This is a genomic window from Alteromonas sp. HB246098 (assembly GCF_054890645.1).
The window spans coordinates 360,528-379,567 of sequence record NZ_JBTZUG010000004.1; the positions used below are offsets into that span (position 1 = coordinate 360,528).

At 43.7% G+C, this 19,040-nt stretch carries 18 protein-coding genes; 12 read left to right on the top strand and 6 right to left on the bottom strand.

Annotated features, from left to right (window positions below):
* Positions 1-38 precede the first annotated feature (38 nt).
* Together ACYTPF_RS11565 and ACYTPF_RS11570 are read left to right on the top strand one after the other, a co-directional pair.
* A complete protein-coding gene (locus ACYTPF_RS11565; protein ID WP_461852299.1) occupies positions 39-1,544 on the top strand; it encodes a sensor histidine kinase in 1,506 nt (501 codons plus the stop codon).
* Positions 1,545-1,698: 154 nt separating this feature from the next.
* Positions 1,699-3,282 carry a methyl-accepting chemotaxis protein gene (locus ACYTPF_RS11570; RefSeq protein ID WP_179984869.1) on the top strand — a complete coding sequence of 528 codons (1,584 nt, stop codon included), beginning with the start codon at positions 1,699-1,701 and terminating at the stop codon, positions 3,280-3,282.
* A 98-nt stretch (positions 3,283-3,380) separates the two neighbouring features.
* On the opposite strand, the gene ACYTPF_RS11575 is transcribed toward ACYTPF_RS11570, so the two are convergent.
* The 3 genes from ACYTPF_RS11575 to ACYTPF_RS11585 all read right to left on the bottom strand — a co-directional run bounded on the left by ACYTPF_RS11575 (position 3,381) and on the right by ACYTPF_RS11585 (position 6,062).
* Complete coding sequence (locus ACYTPF_RS11575; RefSeq protein ID WP_461852300.1) at positions 3,381-4,724, bottom strand: ABC transporter permease; 1,344 nt, start codon at positions 4,722-4,724, stop codon at positions 3,381-3,383.
* A complete protein-coding gene (locus tag ACYTPF_RS11580) occupies positions 4,724-5,527 on the bottom strand; it encodes an ABC transporter ATP-binding protein (protein WP_461852301.1) in 804 nt (267 codons plus the stop codon). Before ACYTPF_RS11580 ends, ACYTPF_RS11575 begins: the two co-directional genes overlap by 1 nt.
* A gap of 247 nt (positions 5,528-5,774) precedes the next feature.
* Positions 5,775-6,062, bottom strand: a complete 288-nt coding sequence (locus ACYTPF_RS11585) for a YebG family protein (protein ID WP_461852302.1) — start codon at positions 6,060-6,062, stop codon at positions 5,775-5,777.
* A 268-nt stretch (positions 6,063-6,330) separates the two neighbouring features.
* Between ACYTPF_RS11585 and ACYTPF_RS11590 the strand changes: the two genes are divergently transcribed.
* The 6 genes from ACYTPF_RS11590 (at position 6,331) to ACYTPF_RS11615 (ending at position 12,306) form a co-directional block, all read left to right on the top strand.
* Positions 6,331-7,566: a GAF domain-containing sensor histidine kinase gene (locus tag ACYTPF_RS11590; protein WP_461852336.1), complete on the top strand. Its 1,236-nt coding sequence runs from the start codon at positions 6,331-6,333 to the stop codon at positions 7,564-7,566.
* A 185-nt stretch (positions 7,567-7,751) separates the two neighbouring features.
* Entirely contained in the window at positions 7,752-8,153 is a 402-nt protein-coding gene (gene rpsF, locus ACYTPF_RS11595) for a 30S ribosomal protein S6 (RefSeq protein WP_014951120.1), read from the top strand.
* A gap of 11 nt (positions 8,154-8,164) precedes the next feature.
* Positions 8,165-8,392, top strand: coding sequence for a 30S ribosomal protein S18 (gene rpsR, locus ACYTPF_RS11600; RefSeq protein ID WP_012519954.1), 228 nt, complete (start codon positions 8,165-8,167; stop codon positions 8,390-8,392).
* A 26-nt stretch (positions 8,393-8,418) separates the two neighbouring features.
* Positions 8,419-8,871 (top strand): 50S ribosomal protein L9, encoded by a 453-nt coding sequence (rplI, locus tag ACYTPF_RS11605; protein ID WP_012519953.1) that lies wholly within the window; start codon positions 8,419-8,421, stop codon positions 8,869-8,871.
* Positions 8,872-9,107: 236 nt separating this feature from the next.
* On the top strand, positions 9,108-11,153 hold the full coding sequence (locus ACYTPF_RS11610; protein WP_461852303.1) for a TonB-dependent receptor: 2,046 nt from the start codon (positions 9,108-9,110) through the stop codon (positions 11,151-11,153).
* A 13-nt stretch (positions 11,154-11,166) separates the two neighbouring features.
* A complete protein-coding gene (locus ACYTPF_RS11615) occupies positions 11,167-12,306 on the top strand; it encodes a PepSY-associated TM helix domain-containing protein (protein WP_461852304.1) in 1,140 nt (379 codons plus the stop codon).
* On the opposite strand, the gene ACYTPF_RS11620 is transcribed toward ACYTPF_RS11615, so the two are convergent.
* The 3 genes from ACYTPF_RS11620 to ACYTPF_RS11630 form a co-directional block, all read right to left on the bottom strand.
* The gene (locus tag ACYTPF_RS11620) at positions 12,275-13,708 is read right to left on the bottom strand and encodes a sensor histidine kinase (protein ID WP_461852305.1); all 1,434 of its coding nucleotides are present in this window, start codon (positions 13,706-13,708) and stop codon (positions 12,275-12,277) included. The two genes, ACYTPF_RS11615 and ACYTPF_RS11620, sit on opposite strands and share 32 nt — an antisense overlap.
* A complete protein-coding gene (locus tag ACYTPF_RS11625) occupies positions 13,705-14,394 on the bottom strand; it encodes a response regulator transcription factor (protein WP_269918471.1) in 690 nt (229 codons plus the stop codon). The genes ACYTPF_RS11620 and ACYTPF_RS11625 overlap by 4 nt, the downstream gene beginning before the upstream one ends.
* Before the next feature lie 695 nt (positions 14,395-15,089).
* On the bottom strand, positions 15,090-15,740 hold the full coding sequence (locus tag ACYTPF_RS11630; RefSeq protein WP_179984860.1) for an MOSC domain-containing protein: 651 nt from the start codon (positions 15,738-15,740) through the stop codon (positions 15,090-15,092).
* Positions 15,741-16,123: 383 nt separating this feature from the next.
* Between ACYTPF_RS11630 and ACYTPF_RS11635 the strand changes: the two genes are divergently transcribed.
* The 4 genes from ACYTPF_RS11635 to ACYTPF_RS11650 all read left to right on the top strand — a co-directional run bounded on the left by ACYTPF_RS11635 (position 16,124) and on the right by ACYTPF_RS11650 (position 18,967).
* Complete coding sequence (locus tag ACYTPF_RS11635) at positions 16,124-16,699, top strand: RNA polymerase sigma factor (RefSeq protein ID WP_179984859.1); 576 nt, start codon at positions 16,124-16,126, stop codon at positions 16,697-16,699.
* A complete protein-coding gene (locus ACYTPF_RS11640) occupies positions 16,692-17,204 on the top strand; it encodes a hypothetical protein (RefSeq protein WP_269918473.1) in 513 nt (170 codons plus the stop codon). The genes ACYTPF_RS11635 and ACYTPF_RS11640 overlap by 8 nt, the downstream gene beginning before the upstream one ends.
* A gap of 12 nt (positions 17,205-17,216) precedes the next feature.
* A complete protein-coding gene (locus ACYTPF_RS11645; protein ID WP_461852306.1) occupies positions 17,217-18,230 on the top strand; it encodes a DUF4097 family beta strand repeat-containing protein in 1,014 nt (337 codons plus the stop codon).
* Positions 18,231-18,496: 266 nt separating this feature from the next.
* Positions 18,497-18,967, top strand: coding sequence for a hypothetical protein (locus ACYTPF_RS11650; protein ID WP_179984857.1), 471 nt, complete (start codon positions 18,497-18,499; stop codon positions 18,965-18,967).
* The last annotated feature ends 73 nt before the right edge of the window (positions 18,968-19,040 follow it).

A 19,040-nucleotide genomic window follows, 5' to 3' on the forward strand; every position in this document is an offset into this window, starting at 1 on the left:
CTTACGATTAAAGGGCACGCACAATGGAGGGCTTTTAGGTGAGTGAAACATCGTATTCCACCGAAAACGAACGCATTCGTGCGCTTGAAGCCCGTGTTAATTCGCTAGAGCGTCAACTTAAGCGTCAAAAGATTGCACGTAAAAACGCTGAATCTTTCCTAGAAACTTATTCACAGGATGCCTATTTAGCCAATCAGGCATTACGTAAAGCACTCAAAGACTCTAAACAAAGGGAACGAGAGCTTCTTTACCTCAATCGAACAGCATCCCAACTTACTCAAGCAACATCTGGAGAGAGTTACATATTTTCGGCGCTTGAATCTGCCGTAGAGTTCAGCGGTGCGTTTTGCGGCAAAGCCTTTACCTTAAAAGATGGCGAACTCATTATTGGCAACGATGACAGTGTACTGGTTCAGGGGCAGGGCTGGATTACGTCCCCCTCGTTAGCGCAATTTATCAAGCAGGAAACACCACTAGATTTACGAGAAAGCTATTCCCACTGGTGTGTTAGTGCAGTAATACAGCCTGAAACAGAAAAAGAGTCTCGCTTACTTCACTTGATGCATGAAATGTCGAAGGGGGAATATACGTGGTTAGTATTGTTGACCAAAGACGACAATCTAGAGGAAGAAACGCTTTACGTTTTAGATACCACAAAGCACTACCTCAACATTACCTCTCGATACCAAAATAAAAAAAGTGAACTAAATACCAGGCAACTAGAACTGAGTAACGTGAAAAAGGATCGGGATTTCCTTGAAGAAAGGTTAGTCAGTGCTGACAAAATGGCCATGTTAGGCCAGTTAGCCGCAGGTATCGCCCATGAAATTAATAATCCTATTGGTTATGTGCGAAGTAACACTGTCGTTGCAAAAGATATCTTTACCGATTATCAGCGTGCGCTTGAAGAAATAGGTAGCCTTTGTAAAGAAGCTGGTGGTGAAGTTGCAGCGCATTTCATGGCGCTAGAAAAGCGTTTTTCGCTTAAAGAAAGTGCAAATGAAATCGCGGAAATGTTTGATGAGTCTCATGAAGGTATTGAGCGTATTATCGAAATCGTGAAAGCGTTAAGAAGTTTCTCTTATCCAGGTTCGGGCAAGCATTCCGAAATTAGCGCTATCGAAGCCATGAATACAGCGATTAAGCTTACCAACAATTTGCATCGTTATCGCAATACAGTACGCTTTGAAGTACCAGAGGAAGACGCTTTCTTTAACGGAAACTCAGGGCAAATTCAGCAAGTGCTTGTAAACTTCTTAACCAATGCGATATATGCCACGCCTGAGGGGAAAAGCATAACCCTAAAAGTACAGAAGGAGGGAGACAGTGTCTATCTTGTCGTTGAAGATGAAGGTACGGGCATGTCAAAAGAAACGCTTAGTAAAGTGTTCACTCCGTTTTTTACTACCAAACCGCCAGGTGAGGGGACTGGGCTGGGTATGTCAATTTCTATGACCATTGTCGAGGAGCATAATGGCAGGATTGATATTGTCAGCGCTGAAGGCAGAGGCACAAAAGTGTCTGTTGTATTGCCATTGGCCTAAAGTATAAAGTGCTTTCCTAACTCACTGATAAAATATAAAATTTCTCTAATTTTTTGCTTAAGCTAGACAGCGGCTGTTTATGTTCTAGTCTTATGAGAAAGCAAAGATTCTCTGCTTTAAGGATGAACGCTTTGCAAAATGGAGAAAGTATTCAATGAGAAATAACCAGCCTGTTACCCAAAAAGAGTATAAATTCCCCCCTCACCACCGCCTTATTTCATCAACCGACAAACGTGGTGTTATTCAACATTGTAATAGCGAGTTTGTGGAAGCAAGTGGCTTTACCCGCGAAGAATTAATAGGCAAAAACCATAACTTGATTCGACACCCCGATATGCCAGCGCCCGTGTTTAAGGAAATGTGGCGTACTTTAGAGTCTGGACAAAGCTGGCTGGGATTAGTTAAAAACAGAAGGAAGAATGGTGATCACTACTGGGTTTCGGCATTCGTGACTCCCGTTTATGAAGGTAAAACAATCGTGGGGTATGAATCTGTTCGAGTTCCTGCGTTAAATGATGAAATAAACAGAGCTACAAAGGTTTATGAAAGAATAAGAGAAGGCAAATCGCCGGTATCGCCAGCGGTTCGCCTCGTACAAATGCTTTCGCATTTAGCACCATCATTAGTACTCAGTGCGCTAATGGTTTTGATATTGGCGTTTACCCATGGCGCTGTTGCTGCTGGCATAGCGCTACTCGGCGCTATTATTTTAATGTTGGCTCAACAAACTAAAGCCAAAAAAGATTGGCACGGACTACTTGCGCTTAGTCCTGAAAGCTACGCAAATGAAACTGTGTCACAAACCTACTTTCCTGATCCACCTCATATAAGCCAAGCTAAACTCGCGCTAGGCTGTGAACTTGCCAGAAATCGCACGGCGTTAACCCGAATTAAAGATGCATCAACAGGTCTTGAGAACATAGCTAATACAACCCACCATCAGGCAGAAAGTACTAGCGCCGCCGTTGTACAGCAAAACCAAGCCACTCAGCAAATAGCATCTGCCGTGACGCAAATGAGTCAGGCTATTCAAGAAGTGGCTGAGCGGGTTGAAGGAAATGCGAAAAGTGCTAAAACAGCCGCAGCTAACGTAGAAACAGGTAACCAAAAAGCTGAACAAGCCATGCAGGCAATTGTTGCTTTGCGCGAGGCGGTAGAGTCAATTTCAACAACGGTAACTGAGCTCGCTCAGTCAACCAGCGATATAGGTGAAGCGGCCAACATTATATCCACCATTGCCGAGCAAACTAACCTGCTTGCGCTTAATGCTGCCATTGAAGCAGCTAGGGCAGGTGAGCAGGGAAGGGGGTTTGCAGTTGTTGCCGATGAAGTACGTACATTGGCTTCGAAAACCCGTGAATCAACCGATAAAATCCACAATATCATCAGTGAACTGGCTGAGCGTTCTGATCGCGCTGTGCGGGTATCTACAGAAGGGCTAGCTTCAGCAGAGCACGGCAGCATAATCGTGGAAGAAACACGTGGGGCATTATTTGAAATAAATAATGCGGTGAAAGGTATTGCTGATGCTACGGTAGAGATGTCTTCTGCTGTAGAAGAGCAAAGCACGGTGGCAGAGCATATTAACCAGCAGTTAGTGGAAGTGGCTGATGGCGCTTCTGAAACTCAGCGCTCCTCTGAGGCATCGCTAGCAGCGAGCCACGATTTACGCGCTACGGTAAATCAAGTTCACGAGCTGATTTTGCGTTTCAGTACAGACAAGCGAGTGGGAGAGTAATTCTCTCCCCAGCGCTTTTCATTGAAGACCTATTGGTGCTCAGGTGAGGGGCTAAATGGAAGTTTTTTAGCCCGAAATCACGCTGTAAGCATAGGTACTTATGAGTTCGCATTGAGTCCTGCGTGTAGGCCTCGTTTATAGGCCGCCACAGCGGGAAACAGCGAAACCAAATAAGTGCACCCCAGTATTAGTAAAATGATGATAACACTGCTTTGACCAAACAGCGGGCTGCTTAAAAACAATCCATAGGTACTGCTTAACCAGGGTTTTAGTGCGCTCATTAACCCGGCCACCAAACCTAAGCTTAGCAAAGCACTCAACATAGTAAGCAGCATAGCTTCAATTTGAATAAGTAGAAGTAGGGTGAAAGGTCCTGCTCCAATGGTACGTAAAACCGCTATCTCTTGGTAACGTTCACGCATAGTTGCAAGTAGCATAGTCGCAAGCCCAATAAGTGCGCATATAACGATAAGGCCAGATAACCCAAGCAATAGCGACTCTACATTTCCCATGATTTGCCAAAGCTCAGCGAGTGCCATTCCCGGTAGTATAGCCATGAGCGGCTCTTTCTTACTTTGGTTGATTTGGTACTGAAGTTGTAACGCTGTAACGCGATGTTTTAGCCCAAGCATCACTACAGATACTGACTCAGGCGAAAACGCTTCGCTGTTGTATGTCTCATGTTCACCGGTATGCTCGCCGTGCTCGTGCTCGTGCTCGTGCTCGTGCTCGTGCTCGTGCTCGTGCTCGTCGGCGGTGGATTTATTACTCGATTTACGGCCTAACATTGAAGTGGGCGGATGCTTGGGCCCTGCGTGGGCTTCTTCAAGCCCCTGTAAGGTGACATACACAGCCTTATCTACGGGGGTGCCCGTTTTATCTAAAATACCGGAAATAGTAAAAGGGTGGTCGTCGTGATTATTGAATGAGACACTGCCTAAACCGTGAGAAATAATAATTTTATCACCCACTTCATATCCCAATGATTCCGCTATATCAGCACCAACTACTGTAGATAGCGGCTGAGTAAATGTCGCTCCATCAGATAGCTGTAGTGACTGCATGTCACCGTATTTAAAGTGGTCAAAGAAGCTGTTGGTCGTACCTACCACCCTAAAACCTCGGTGAGTATCACCTAAAGAGAGGGGTATAAGCCACGACACCTGTTTGTTAGATTTAAGCGATGCAACACTCTTATATTCAATGCCCTTAGTGGGTGTTCCTATATTAAACACCGACGACAATAGTAGATTAAGCTGGCCGCTTGGAGCACCAACGATAAGGTCGACGCCGGACACTGTTCGCGTAAAGCTGGTTTTCACTTGGCTGCGAATAATATCAACGCATAGAAGTAAACTAATGCTGATGGTAATGCTTAACAGCGTAAGTATTGCCGTTGTTTTCCTGCGCTTTAGACTTTCAATAGCAATGGTACTTAGCATTACGCACGCTCCTGTGCTTGTTCGATGCCACCGACTGAGGATATTGCGTGGTTCGTACTTGGGCTCAATTCACTGATACTGCAATGACGGTCAAAATAGCTCTCCATGGCTTTATCATGGCTAACGAAAATCATGGTGCTCTTATCTGCAACATCTTTTAACAGCGACATAAAGCTATCTCGCGCATCGCTATCTAACGCCGAAGTCGGTTCATCGACAATTAATAACTGTGGGTCATTAATAAGCGCTCGGGCTATAGCTACACGCTGCTGCTGGCCTATACTTAGGGCATCGGCCTTTGCGTGTAGTACTTGTGAAGGAAGCTGTAGCTTGTCGAGTAAATGGAGAAGCTTATCATCTCCTGCCGTTTTACTTACTTTACTATTTGCGAAGTACACTGCAGCGTTAATATTTTGTGCCACAGAAAGATACGGAATAAGATTGAACTGCTGAAAGACAACGCCAATATTGCGTGCTCTAAACTTGTCTCGCTGACGGTTTGATAAGGAAGAGAAGGGCTGCGATAACAAGGTTATGTCGCCTTGGGTGGGTGCCAAAGTACCGCATAGTAAATTAAGCAATGTACTCTTTCCGCTACCCGAAGGGCCTGATAGAAAAACATGTTCACCTTGTGGCACCTGCCATTCTTTTATATCAATGACGGGCGGGCTTTCTTTACTGTACGAAAACTGTAAATTATTTACTTCAATTGCTGGGTTGCACTCTTCTATTAATGCGTTGTGCTTTTTAGGCACTGCGTTGCACTGGGAATGAGTGCTATTGTTTTTATTGATGGTATTCACGCTAAGCCCGACCTGTATATATGTCTTATGTTCACATTAGCAAAGGCGATACTTTGTTTCTTACTTGTTTACCAACTTATTTCAGCTAGCAAGAAGCAAGTAACGGGAGGTAGCACCGCTTTAAAGTGATGTTATCAAATAACATCATTTTGCGAAGTTATGTTATCAGAACTTACGCATTTAAAGCGGCAGTTGCTCTTACTTATTGTTTATCATAACGACATAAAGGGGGAGTTGAGCTACATTATCAGCCGTTGGCCTGTAGCTTTACTACTTCTGCGCTTTCATCTTCTAATACGCTTTCTGCTGTAGCGCCTTTAAAGATTTTGCCGACTTTATCTTTGTTTTTCGCCAGCATAATTGTGAGCTCTTCAACTACGCTATCGTCTAGCTTTATGCCCTTCGCGTGAATATAGTCAGCAAGGTTATCTGCTGCATCAAGCATCTTATCGTACTGATCCGCTTCTTTTTTGTCGGTAGTTACCAATTTTTCTACCCCTTTGTGCGTAACAACATACTGTGTGGTAATGGCCATGGTAGGTCCCCTGTTTATTAAAGACACAAAAACTGTACAGTAAAATACTGTATAAATAAACAGTAAGTAGAAAATATTCTTGTCATTATCGGTAACATTGCTGCTGATTATACTTTAGTGTAGTTTGGGAGCTTCATGTACGCTTGGATTCAAAGTCCTCGGGGAACCGTAAATTAGTAATTTATTTCAGCGTCCTACATACCTGGAACAGTAGAAATGTAGTGTTCATAAGCACACTCTCGAAAAAAGGAACTCTAAAGTTATGGTAGTGAGTGAAGCTGTTCAGCAAAATATTCAGGCTATCGACGCAATCGAAGCAGTCCCTTATATAATGCAAATATTGGCCAGTAGCTTAGATTTGCGTTTTATCTGTGTTGCGAGAGTCACCGAAGAAGCATGGACAATGTGTGCCGTATTAGATAATGCAGAATTTGGTCTAACGCCTGGCGATCATTTGGAAATTGAAACTACCTTTTGTAGAACCGTCAGAGCTAGCAAAAAACAGATAGTCATTAATCATGCATCTGCTGATAGTGAATATTGTGATAATCCCATTCCTATTATGTATGGCTTTGAAAGTTATTTCTCCTACCCCATATACGATGCAAATGGTAACTTTTTTGGAACGCTTTGCGGCCTAGACCCAGAACCTAGGGAGTTACGCAACGAACTTGTTCACGGGCAAATTAGCGCTTTCGCTAAACTTATATCTAGCCAAATTTTATTAAAAGACCAGATGGAGCGTTCACAGGCGCAACTTACTGATGCAAGAAATATTGCTCGCCTTCAAGAACAGTATATCGCTATTTTAGGCCACGATATTCGGACGCCCTTATCTTCCATTCAAATTGGTATCAGCTTTCTTGACGACATAATAAAAGACAGTCAAATAGCCAGCACTGTTCAAGTACCTGTATTTAAAGCAGTGTCGAGAATGAAAAATAGTGTGCAGAGGATGACGCGTTTAATTGAAGATGCGATGGACTTTACTCATAGCCGTATGGGCGAAGGGCTACCTGTGAAAATGGCCAAAGCAGTCAGTTTAGCGCAACAGTTGAATTATACGGCTGAAGAGCTAGCTACTAATTACCCTAATTGCACTATCAGAACGCATATCGATATCACCGAGCAGCTGGTCTGTGATGAAAAGCGAGTGTGTCAGCTTTTATCTAATTTACTGAAAAATGCACTGGTTCACGGTGACCAAGCCCATCCGGTATATGTGAAAGTCATCACCAACCGAAACGATTTTATTCTCAGTGTGCAAAATAGCGGTACACCAATATCTGATGAGTCTAAGGCGCGTCTTTTTCAGCCTTTCTGGCGTAAAGAAAGCAGTGTAAAAAACGACGGGTTAGGGTTGGGGTTATTTATCGCATCAGAAATTGCAAGAGCGCACCAAGGTTCACTGAGCGTGACTTCTGATTTTAACGGCACAGAATTTACCTTTTGCTTTCCTTTAATCCGTGTTTCTTCTATTCCACATAAAAGCGTTTCGCATTAACCGCGAAACGTTATTGGTACAAACTACTTAAATAATGACAAGCGCAAAATGATTGCAAAAGTTGATTAATGCTTGTGCAACGATGTTTGTATGCGTATAATGCGCGCCCTTACAGCCATCCCAATTCGTTCCTTGTCTCCATACAGTCGGCTGTACTGTCGAGGCTACAACCGTAAGGAGCTATAATGCGTCATTACGAAATCGTATTTATGGTTCACCCTGATCAGAGTGAACAAGTACCTGGTATGATCGAGCGTTATACCACAATCCTAAAGCAAGACGGTGGTCAGATTCATCGTTTAGAAGATTGGGGCCGTCGTCAACTGGCTTACCCAATTGAAAAGCTGCACAAAGCCCACTACGTACTAATCAATGCTGAAGCGTCTGCAGAAGCTGTTGATGAATTGGAAAATGCTTTCCGTTTCAACGACGTGATCCTACGTAACATGGTTATGCGCACTAAGACTGCTGTGACTGAGCCTTCTCCAATGATGAAAGAAGAGCCTCGTCGTGAGCGTCGTGACGATTCTGCTCCTCGCCAAGATCGCGCGGAAAAGAAAACTGAAACCACTGAAGACAACGCTTAAGGAGATCACCCATGGCTCGTTTTTTCAGACGTCGTAAGTTCTGCCGTTTCACTGCAGAAGGTGTGACTGAGATTGATTACAAAGATATCGCTACTCTTAAGAACTACATCACTGAGAGCGGTAAAATTGTCCCTAGCCGTATTACTGGTACAAGCGCAAAATATCAGCGTCAGCTGTCTTCTGCGATCAAGCGCGCACGTTTTCTTGCGTTGCTTCCGTACACTGATTCACACAAGTAATTTGGCGAATATAAGGGTTAGCTAAGATGAATATCATCCTACTAGATAAAATCGCCAACCTTGGCGGCCTGGGCGACCAAGTGACTGTTAAGTCTGGTTACGCTCGTAACTTCCTTTTCCCACAGGGTAAAGCGGTTCCTGCAACTAAAGACAATGTTGAAAAGTTCGAAGCACGTCGTGCTGAGCTTGAAGCGAAAATTGCTGAGCAACTAGCTGCTGCTAACGCACGCGCTGAAAAAGTTGCTGAGCTTGCTGAAGTTACAATCGCAGCTCCTGCTGGTGACGAAGGTAAACTATTTGGCTCTGTTGGTACTCGTGACATCGCTGATGCAATCACTGCAGCTGGCGTTGAAGTACAAAAAGCAGAAGTTAAACTACCTACTGGTACTCTTCGTGAGACTGGTGAGTATGACATCGACTTACAACTTCACTCTGACGTTATCACTTCAATCAAAGTGATCATCATTGCTGAAGCGTAATCGCTGACGTATTTGAAAAAAGCCGCTCTAAGAGCGGCTTTTTTTTGGCTAAAATTTACCTTTAAAAAAACCGTATTGTTGTTTTTAAGTATTAAGCACGAAAGGCAGTTACGTTTATAGTCGCAAGCCACAACCACTCAAAGAAGTGTAACAATTGTAAAAATACTATCCATTTAGACAAAACTTAATGAGAATGTTTCTTATTTGTAATTGTTGATTGTCAAATGGAGTTACCCTTGAAAAAGTTAGTTTTAGCTAGTGCAGTGTGCACGCTATCCAGCCCAGCAGTATTCGCGCAATCCTTAGAAAACCAGAATGAAGAAACCAAGTCTATAGAGCGAGTTGCTGTGGTAGGCGCAGCAACTAACTTAAGCATTACTGCTGAAGATATTGAGCAGTTTCAGGCAAACGACTTAGCTGACGTTTTCAGAGAGTCGCCGTCGGTCAGCGTTGGCGGTTCAGTGGGTGTAGCACAAAAAATCTTTATCCGCGGATTAGAAGATGCTTACCTAAATGTAACCGTAGATGGCGCACAACAAACCTCAACGCTATTTCACCACATTGGTCGCGTTACTTTAGACCCTGATCTTTTGAAGCAAATTGATGTGCAGGCTGGTGCCGGCGAAGCGACGAGCGGCCCAGGTGCTATAGGCGGTTCAATACGCTTTAAAACCAAAGACGCGCAAGATTTATTGAGAGGCGACGAACAATTTGGCGGTCGAGTAAAAGCAAGTTATTTCTCAAACGATGGTACCCGATATAGCGGCAGCCTTTATGGAAAGCTAAGCGACACTTGGGGCTTACTAGGTTATTACAGCACGGTTGACAGAGATAACTTTGAAGACGGTGACGGCAATGAAGTACTAGGTACTGCCGCAGATCAAGATCTCATGTTCCTTAAAGCCAGTGGTTACATTGCGGATAATCAATACCTTTCGATAAGCGCGGAGCAGCGCGATGAAGAAGGTGAGTTTTCGGCAAGACCTAACTGGGTAGTACTAGAAGGTGCCCCGCTTTATCCTAGTGAAGCAGAGCGTGATACCTATGTTGCGAACTACCGTTTTGACCATAGCGCATTGGTGTTTTTAGAAGCTACAGCATATCAAACTTCATCATCGTTCCGCGGCGGACGTTTTGACTTCTTATCTGATATCGATACCTATGGATTTGATATTAGAAATACGAGCGACGTTACCAATCACGTATTTACCTATGGTATCGATTATCGCAAAGACGAAGTAGAAAGCGGCCCAGGAACAGGCCCTGTTCAAAATGCAGAAGAAGGCAGCGTATTAGGAATCTATGCGCAGGCTCATAGCAACATCACGCCAGAATTGTTGCTAAGTTATGGCGTACGTTATGACAATTTTGACTTCCAGCAAGAAATTCTTATTGATGACTATTACGGCACACCTGTTACCGATGAGCCATCTGGACTAGATGACAATGAACTTAGCTTTAACGCAGGTCTTGAATATCAGCTTACCGAAGCTTGGTCCCTTGGTCTTGGCTACGCAGAAGCGGCGCGCGGCAAGCAAATTGGTGATGGCTTCACCCTAGATGAGTACTTATACGATGGCGAAGACGTTCCTGTTGTTGCCAGTGACGTGGTGCCTGAAACTGTTACCAATATCGAAGCGTCAATTGAATACAGTGCCAATAATCTAAACGCGCGTCTTAGCGCTTATGAATCTACCATTGATGATGTGCTATTTAGCGGTTATCAAGGTAACTCGGTATTTAATAATATCGGCGACCTAGAATCATCTGGCGTAGAGTTTAACCTTGCGTATCGCTGGGATTCTGTTGACCTGTACTTTGGGTTTTCAAGCGTAGACGTTGAGTTGATGCCTCGTGAAGATCTATACAGCGTGCCTTATAACAGCATCGATATTAACGGGTACGAGTTTGTTGGCTTAGGTAATAGCCGCGGCGATACCTGGGTACTTGGTGCAGACTACACCGTTACTGCTGACATCAGCGTAGGCTTCAATATTACTATGGTTGACGACATCAACATAGATACCCTTCATCAGGCCTTAGAAAATGGCTGGACTGATTCGCTGTATTCACTAAACAAAGCAGACTATACCCTAGTGGATATTTATGGCGAATGGGAAGTAACGAATGATCTTAGCGTCAACCTTGCTGTTACTAACCTGTTTGATGAAGCCTATATCGACCATTCAAGTGTGGGTGATTACAGCGAAGTATTCCCAAGCGTTGTTGGTCCACAAGAAGCTGGGCGAGATATTCGTTTATCAGTGACTTACGATTTCTAAGTAACGCTATTAAATGAACTTTTCCACGTTTAAAAGGTGGGTCTTTTGGACCCACCTATTTGCTGGCTTATTGGCCAGCATTGTTGTTTTCATTATGGCTTTTACTGGGGTATTGCTAACTTACGAGCGCCAGTTTAAAGAGCTAAGTGAAATGGCTTATGCGCAAACCATTGATATTGAAAAGTCGGTGATCTCGACTGACCAAGTTGTATCACTACTTCGCGAAAAGCATCCTGACGAAGCGCATATTTTCGTTCGATGGGTAAATAGTGAAGGAGCGGCCATTCCGGCGTGGGCGGGCGAGCATAGTTATCTTATTCACCCCTATACCGGAGGCATATTAAGAGAGGGAGAAGGGGTTGTTGAAGAAGCATTTCATGTCATCACTGACCTCCATCGATACCTCTTAATGGAAGGCGATTACCAATTAATTGGCAAAACCATAACGGCTTATAGCAATCTTATTTTTATTTTTTTGCTGTTATCGGGTGTCATCATTTGGTTGCCGAAACACCTATCTAAAAAGTCCTTAAAGCAGCAAATGTGGTTGCGGCAAAAATACACAAACAAACAACATCGTCGCCGACATTGGCATTTTGTTTTTGGCATGTGGTCATTGCCTTTTTTACTTGTAATTGGAACAACGGCTACGCTGTTTTATTTTGAATGGGCTAACAAAGCACTGTATGGCATGTATGGTGAACAAGTACCTGCTCGCGAAAAGAAGGCAATGCCTGAAACGCTAGACGCCGACGTTGTCAGTTACCACACGTTATTTAATAAAGCGCAGCAACACGCCAATGAACATGGCTATCAGAATTGGTACTCCATGTGGATGGAGATTGGTAAAAGTGAGGGCGTCGCCCGATTTTATATTGATAAAAGTATAGGGCACAGGCAAGAGTTAGCGTATTCACTGTATTTCGACACGGGAACCGGTGACATCACTAGGACACTATATAAAGAAGATTGGCCCAAAGGAAGTCAGGCGTGGGGCACTTCTCGCTTTTTACATACGGGCGAATATTTCGGCTTTATAGGCCAGACCATAGCAGGATTGGTCAGCTTGCTTTGCTGTATCTTAGTTTATACTGGCACACTACTTGGTGTGAAAAGACTTCTTAGTTTGCGAAAGCAGCATCAGAAAACTTAGGCAGGGTGATGGTGACCATCAGTCCTGTCTGCTTTGTTGCGCCAGTTAGATAAGAGTTATTGTTTTGCTCATCGCCTTTGTTGACGCGATTGCACGCAGATATGACGCCGCCGACCGCGGCAATTTGGCGTTTCGCCAGTGCAAGCCCAAGGCCAAACCCAGAGCGCTTTGCAGCATGAACATAGTTTTTCGTTGCACGGGCCTTGTCTACCCTGAAAAAGGGTTCAAATATGGCGTTAAGCATTGATTCAGGGACGCCAGTGCCCTCGTCTGTAACAGTGATAACGTAGTTATTGTTATCGCTGACCAAGGTCACGCTTACTTTGCTTTGTTGCGGTGTATGGCGCAAAGCATTGCGGACAATATTCTCTAATGCCTGCCCCAAAGCAAGCTGACTGCTTTTTTCTATACTCGCACATTCCGGCGTGCTTACGCATAATGTTCTATCAGGGTATTCAAAGCGGGCATCTTCACAAATAACGTTGATAAGCTCTACAAGATCAAAATCATCGCTGTTTAATTGAGGTGACTCTGTATTTAGCCAGGCAAAGGTTAGGGTATCTTCAACAAGCTCTCTCATTGTGCTTGCTTCATAGCGCAGGCGGGAAAGGGCTTGTTCACGGTTAATGTCTTGTTCTACAAAGTCTATCGCCATATCAATGCGAGCAAGAGGCGTGCGAAGCTCGTGAGAAAGGTCTGCAAGCAAACTTCTTTGGTTATAAATGAGACTGCTCGTTCTTTGCGCCATTTTATCGAAGGTTTGAGCAAGTGTAGTAAGTTCATCATTTCGCTCGGGCATCGTAGCCATTGCACGGGCTTCTAAGTTACCGTTAGCAAAATCTTTTGTTGCCCTTTCTAACTGCTTAAGTGGTGTCATAACATGTCGATAAAGCATAAAACTCAATAGACTTAGTATGACTAAAGGTAATGCAATTTGTAATGCCAAGCGGGTGGCGAGTAATAACGAGCCTGGGCGCATCCGCTGTGGAAGCTGAATCAAAAAGTGTGTGTTGTTGTCTACAAAAGGCACTTCCATTACAGGGTTTTCAGAGAAATACAAATGTATTTTCCATTCAGGGCTCCGCCCAATTTGAAACCTATCAGCAAACTCATCTAACATCTTGGTATCAGCGAATGTTGTCATTTCAGAGTTAAGCACAGCAAGCCAGGTGTTCTCTTTCGCTCTTATCTCTTTTAAGAAAACGGCTAACCCTTCTTCTCCCTTTTCCAGGTAGATTTTTTCGGCTTCCTTCCCATAGGCGTAAAGGGTTTCTTGGTGCGCCTTATCTAGAAAGCTCATGCTAGTTTCGGTGTGATTAGTAAGCCAAGCAATGGCCCAAAATAGCAAAACAGTACCAACCGCGATGAATGCACATAGCCGCCAAAGCAATTTATTTTTCACGAAAAGCGGTATCCTTGTCCATGAACCGTGGCCAGGCGCTCGGGGGGCATACCCGTTTCAACTAACTTTTTGCGTACTCTAGAAAGGTGCATATCTAGGCTTCGGTCATATCGAGAAAAGGGTTTATTGAGCACACTGTGGTAAAGAAATGCTTTACTCAAGGTTTCGCCCTTGTTTTCTACGAGCATCCAAAGAAGCTTGAATTGTATAGGTGTAAATTCGAGTAACTTTGCGTGGTATTTAGTCACCTGTTGAATGCGGTTTAGATAAAGCACATCCACCAATATTTCTGACTTTTGCGTACCTGAACTATTCATCGCTTTGCTACGCCGTAGTATTGCGTCGATGCGAAGCATCATTTCTGTAAAATTGAAGGGCTTAGGTAAGTAGTCATCTGCGCCTTTGCGGTAGCCTTCAATTCGCTCTTGCTCGGCACCAGATGCTGTAATCATCATTACAGGTGTTTGTTTAATTTGCCTAAGTTGATGCAACAATGAGAGACCATTTAACGATGGAAGGCGTATGTCGAGCAATACAAGGTCAAAGTTTTCCTCAAGCGCAGCGTGCAATCCGGCATGACCATCGTTTTCATGGCGAGTGTCAAACCCTCGAGCCTGCAGTAGTTGAGTAATTTGTTCACTTAACGTCGCGTCATCTTCAATAATGAGTATTCGTGTTTTACACATAACGGCTTAAGAAATAAATTTTAGTTTATATTATTAATAATAATTATCATTTGCAACTTCTCTATTTGTGACGATAGTACGCGCTTTCTGCGTTATTCGACTGATGAAAATGAAAAAGCAACTAGACCCCGCTATGCCTGGGGTAATTTTAAATGAAGGTGAGAAGGTGTCTTTTTAACCGTTGTCTATCATTCGGGTCTTAACACTAACTAACTTGCCCAAACTTGCCATTGTGGTTATTCTTTAGTCAAATGAGATCTGGTGTTATTTTCAAGGATTGAAGGTGTCTGAACTAAGAAGTAGTGCTTTTATTGCTTTATCTATTGTTCTTTGCGGTTATATCGGGGTTTGGGCATACTTGATAAATGAGCGGCCTGCTCAACTCTCAGCGCCTTATAAAAGCTGCATTGACAGTTGCAGGGCGAATATGGAGTACCTGCTTTCTGATTCCGAGAGTTATCAATACGCTTCAATGCATAACGCACTCAATCAAATTTTCAAGCCGTACGCTGAAGAAGAGGTGGGTTATTACATTTCCTGTAACTCAAAACGGTGTGCACTTTGGGTTTATGTAAATACGCCATCAAAATTGCCTCCCATACTTCGCCGCCTAGAAAATGAAGTTTCTCCGTTTTTTTACAATGAATCACCTCTTTTTCAAGAGGGAGACGGCAAAGCTATCTACTCAAATTATTCTATTTATCCGCAACTTTACCTGCAATCTTTTGGCATTTTCCACGCCACTCATCATCAAGCGGTTCCAGCTTAGCTAGCTTTTGAGCAAGTGCTTTGTCGGCTTTCGTATGGGCACATTGCATTAAGGTGTGGACATTAACGGTATCGTCCTCACGGTGCAGCAGTGTTACTTCGTCGCCAACGTTAATGGTACCGGTTTTAATAACTCGGTAGTACCAGCCAGTAATGCCTCGCTCTCCAACAAATCTATCTAAGTTGGGGATGCCAAAGCGGTGGGATATTTTATTGCAAGGGGCACGCGGTGCACTTACTTGCAGCTCTACATCGCCGAACTTCCAGATATCTCCGATATAAACAGTGGCATCGTCCATGCCTTCTACACTGATGTTTTCGCCAATACTGCCTAGCGAGAATTCGCCTTCAGGAAAGTGTTTTCTTAATGTCAGGTAGTTGGTCGGATTGAACTGATGCAGCACTTTTTCCGGTCCACCGTGAAGGCGTTTGTTGGCCTGCTCGTCTTCATCGGTTCTGTCCGTATGTACCGTTAACTTTTCGACGGAGGTTTTAACAATGCTACTTGGTGCCCCACGAGGCCCAAGTGGCTGAGGTTTTCCAGCAAACAAAGCGTTAACAGTAAAGGTGGCAGACATGGCAACTCCAAAAAATATTTTTGTGTATTTAAACCTTTCTACTATAGGGTACGACTAACCTTATAACACTAACAAGTGCTTATACCAGTCCGCATAGATAATTACCCACTCAGCGAGAGTTAAAATGTTCGTAATCGCGGCGTGTTACCGCAGGTATAGTGGTTCTACACCAAGGTGACACAACAAAGAGTACGGACATTTTAAACTCGCCCTTCGGGAAGGTCTGGCAAGCTTCCTAGCTGCATTCTGGGAATTTGAAAGGGAACAGCCATTCCTGCATTCCCACGCTTTGCTAGTAAACTTGCCAGCACCTTCTGAGAGGGCAATTATCTATGCGGATTGGTATTTTGCTAATCAGCATCACAAATAACAAAGAGAAAAGAATGGAACACACACAACAACGTGTTGTACACGCCAATGTGGTGTTTGGTAACAAAGGCGAACACGAGCTTATATGTAAGGCGAAAGAGGGCGACAAACAAGCGTTTAGAGCTCTTTACGACGAATATGTTGGCCGAGTCTACGCACTGTGTTATCGGCTTACTGGTGAAAAAGGAATGGCAGAAGATGCGTCTCAGGAAGTCTTTATTCAGCTGTGGAAAAAGCTCGATAATTTCGACGGGCAAAGCCAGTTTTCTACGTGGCTACATAGCGTAACGGCAAACATTACCATCTCTTACATGCGCAAACAGAAAGGCTGGGTGCAGCGCATGTTTAACTTGGAAAATAGCGGCATTAGTGAAATGCCGGCTCAAGAGAATAGTACCGATGTGGATTTAGAAGCATTGATTATTCGCCTACCAGAGCGTGCCAGAATGGTTTTTGTACTCCATGCACTTGAAGGATACCGCCACGAAGATATTGCCAACATGTTGAACATGGCTGTGGGCTCAAGCAAAGCGCAATTTTTTCGTGCTAAGCAATTATTGAAAGATTTTATGGGAGTCGATGATGAGTGATTTTGATGACAAGCTTGCTCAGCATGTGTCTGGGTTAGCGAAAGAGAAATATCCAGAACGGGATCTATGGCGTGGAATTGAGCTAGGCATAGCGTCTCAACAGGGCGATGCTTCAAATGAAGAGACCTCGCCTTCTAGGGTAACTTCAAGTCAATGGATGGCTATAGCTGCCAGTGTTTGCTTGGTCACTGTCTTGTGGTTTGCTGCTCCCTTTGCTTTCAAAAGCGATGAAAGTCGAAGCAGTGGATACGCGTTGATTGATGCAATGAGCAGCCAACAGCAAAAGCAGGTTAACAGCCTGCTAGCAAGTTATGAAAGTACTCCTGCGCTAACCCAAGACTGGCAGGAACAGCTGAAAGAATTAGATGATGCCGCAGATGTTATTAAGGCGGCGTTAAAAGACGATCCAGACAACTCAGCATTGATAAAAATGCTGCATCACGTATATCAACAGCAAATTGCCTTAATTGAGCGAGTGCACGCGCCAAAGTGGCAGCAAATTTAATAAGGGCTTCAAATGAATACAAATATGAAAAACACAATATCGGATAAGTTAACGCACACGTTCAGCTCATCTAACGGGGTTAAAGCTTTACTAACTACAGCATTATTAAGCATCGCTACTGCCGCATTCGCGGGCGAAAAAGTTGATAAAACCATCGATACCTCATCCTCTCCTAAAATTGATATTGAACATATTGATGGAAAGGCTGATATCCGTGTCTGGGATAAAGCTCAGGTTCGGGTAACAGGAGAGCTCGGCGACCAGACCGAAGAATTTATTTTCGAAAAGCGCGGCGATGTTGTTGTTATTCACGTAGAGGTGGAGCACCACTCAAAGAGTTGGTATCAGAAGAGTCGAGATGGTGATGATCTAACTATTTACGTGCCATCGGCAAGCGTTCTTCATTACACCGCAGTCAACGCAGACGTTAAAGCTGAAGGAATAACAAAAGCGGTAGATGTAGAGGTCGTTAACGGCAATGTGACATTAGAAAACATTGGTGAGCGCGTAGAGGTTGAATCTGTGAATGGCGATATTCTATTAAAGAACGTTAAAGGCCGGTTAGAAGCTGGCACGGTTAACGGCGATATAGAAGCTACTCACGAAGGCACTACGCCTGTGAGTTTTACAGCAGTAAATGGAAAGCTTGATATCGCATCGAGCAGCCCTGATGTATCCGTTGAGACAGTGAATGGACGTATTGAGCTATCGTTGCAAAATATTGATAGCCTGCAGATAAATACCGTTAACGGTCGTACTTTTGCTAAATTGGGGCTGAATGCGAATGGCAGTATTAAAGCTAATTCGGTTGGTGGTGCGATGGAGTTTATTTTTCAAGATGAAGTATCAGCCCAGTTTGATATAGAGACACATGCAGGTGGAAATATTGTGAATAATATTAGCGGCGAAAAAGCACAAAAGCCAAAGTATGGGCCTGGAAGCTGGTTGCGCTTTATACACAATGGTGGTGCTGCGAGCGTCGATATTTCAACGGTACACGGGCGTATAGAAATAGATCGAAAATGAATAAGCTATAGTAAGCTTGATAGGGACTTTAGCTTGAAAAAAGCAATTTAGACCACATTTATTAATTAGCGTATGTGGTGGTGATAGAAAAGCTGCGTATAAACGCAGCTTTTTTTGTTTAGTCGCTAAATGTTGATATTTCGACGCTTAGTTAGAACTATAGGGAAAGTTTAAAACTCTATACTCAAGTGGCTTCAAGTGAACTTTTTATATAGCTTTTACGTTAAACTACCTGATTTTAATAAATTTTATGTACGGAGAGTAAATTGAGTATTGTTGGACACGTCAAAAGGTTTTGGCGATTTCATAGCCTAATTATCGGTGCGTTTGGGATATGTGCGCTAACCTTAGGTTGTGCTGTTCAAGAGCCCGCTTATTACGAAGGAACCTGGGTTGTTACTAAAGCTTACAACGTAGGCATTACCGCTCACTCAACTGCTGAATCAGAGCAGTTTCTTGGGCGTTCTGTAACCTACGAGAAAGAGAAGGCGAAACTTGATCAAGCCTTTTGCGAGTCGCCTATTTATACATCCAAAGAGTTGAGTGGAAGTGACTTTCTCGCTACTTTTGGCGCATCGCCCTCGTCACTAGACTTCAGTGATGACAACATCACCCAAGTGAGTTTGGCTTGTTCAGATAACAACGCAACCATGGGGTCGACACTAGTTTTTCAAGAAAATATCAACACTTACACCTTGATAGATGGCACCTTTTTGAAGCTAGAAAAAACACTTTAGCTTAAGCGGCCTTTTTAGGCTCTCGTGATAAAAGACCTGCTTCCTTTGTTGAGAGATGTGCGTTAAAAGCGCA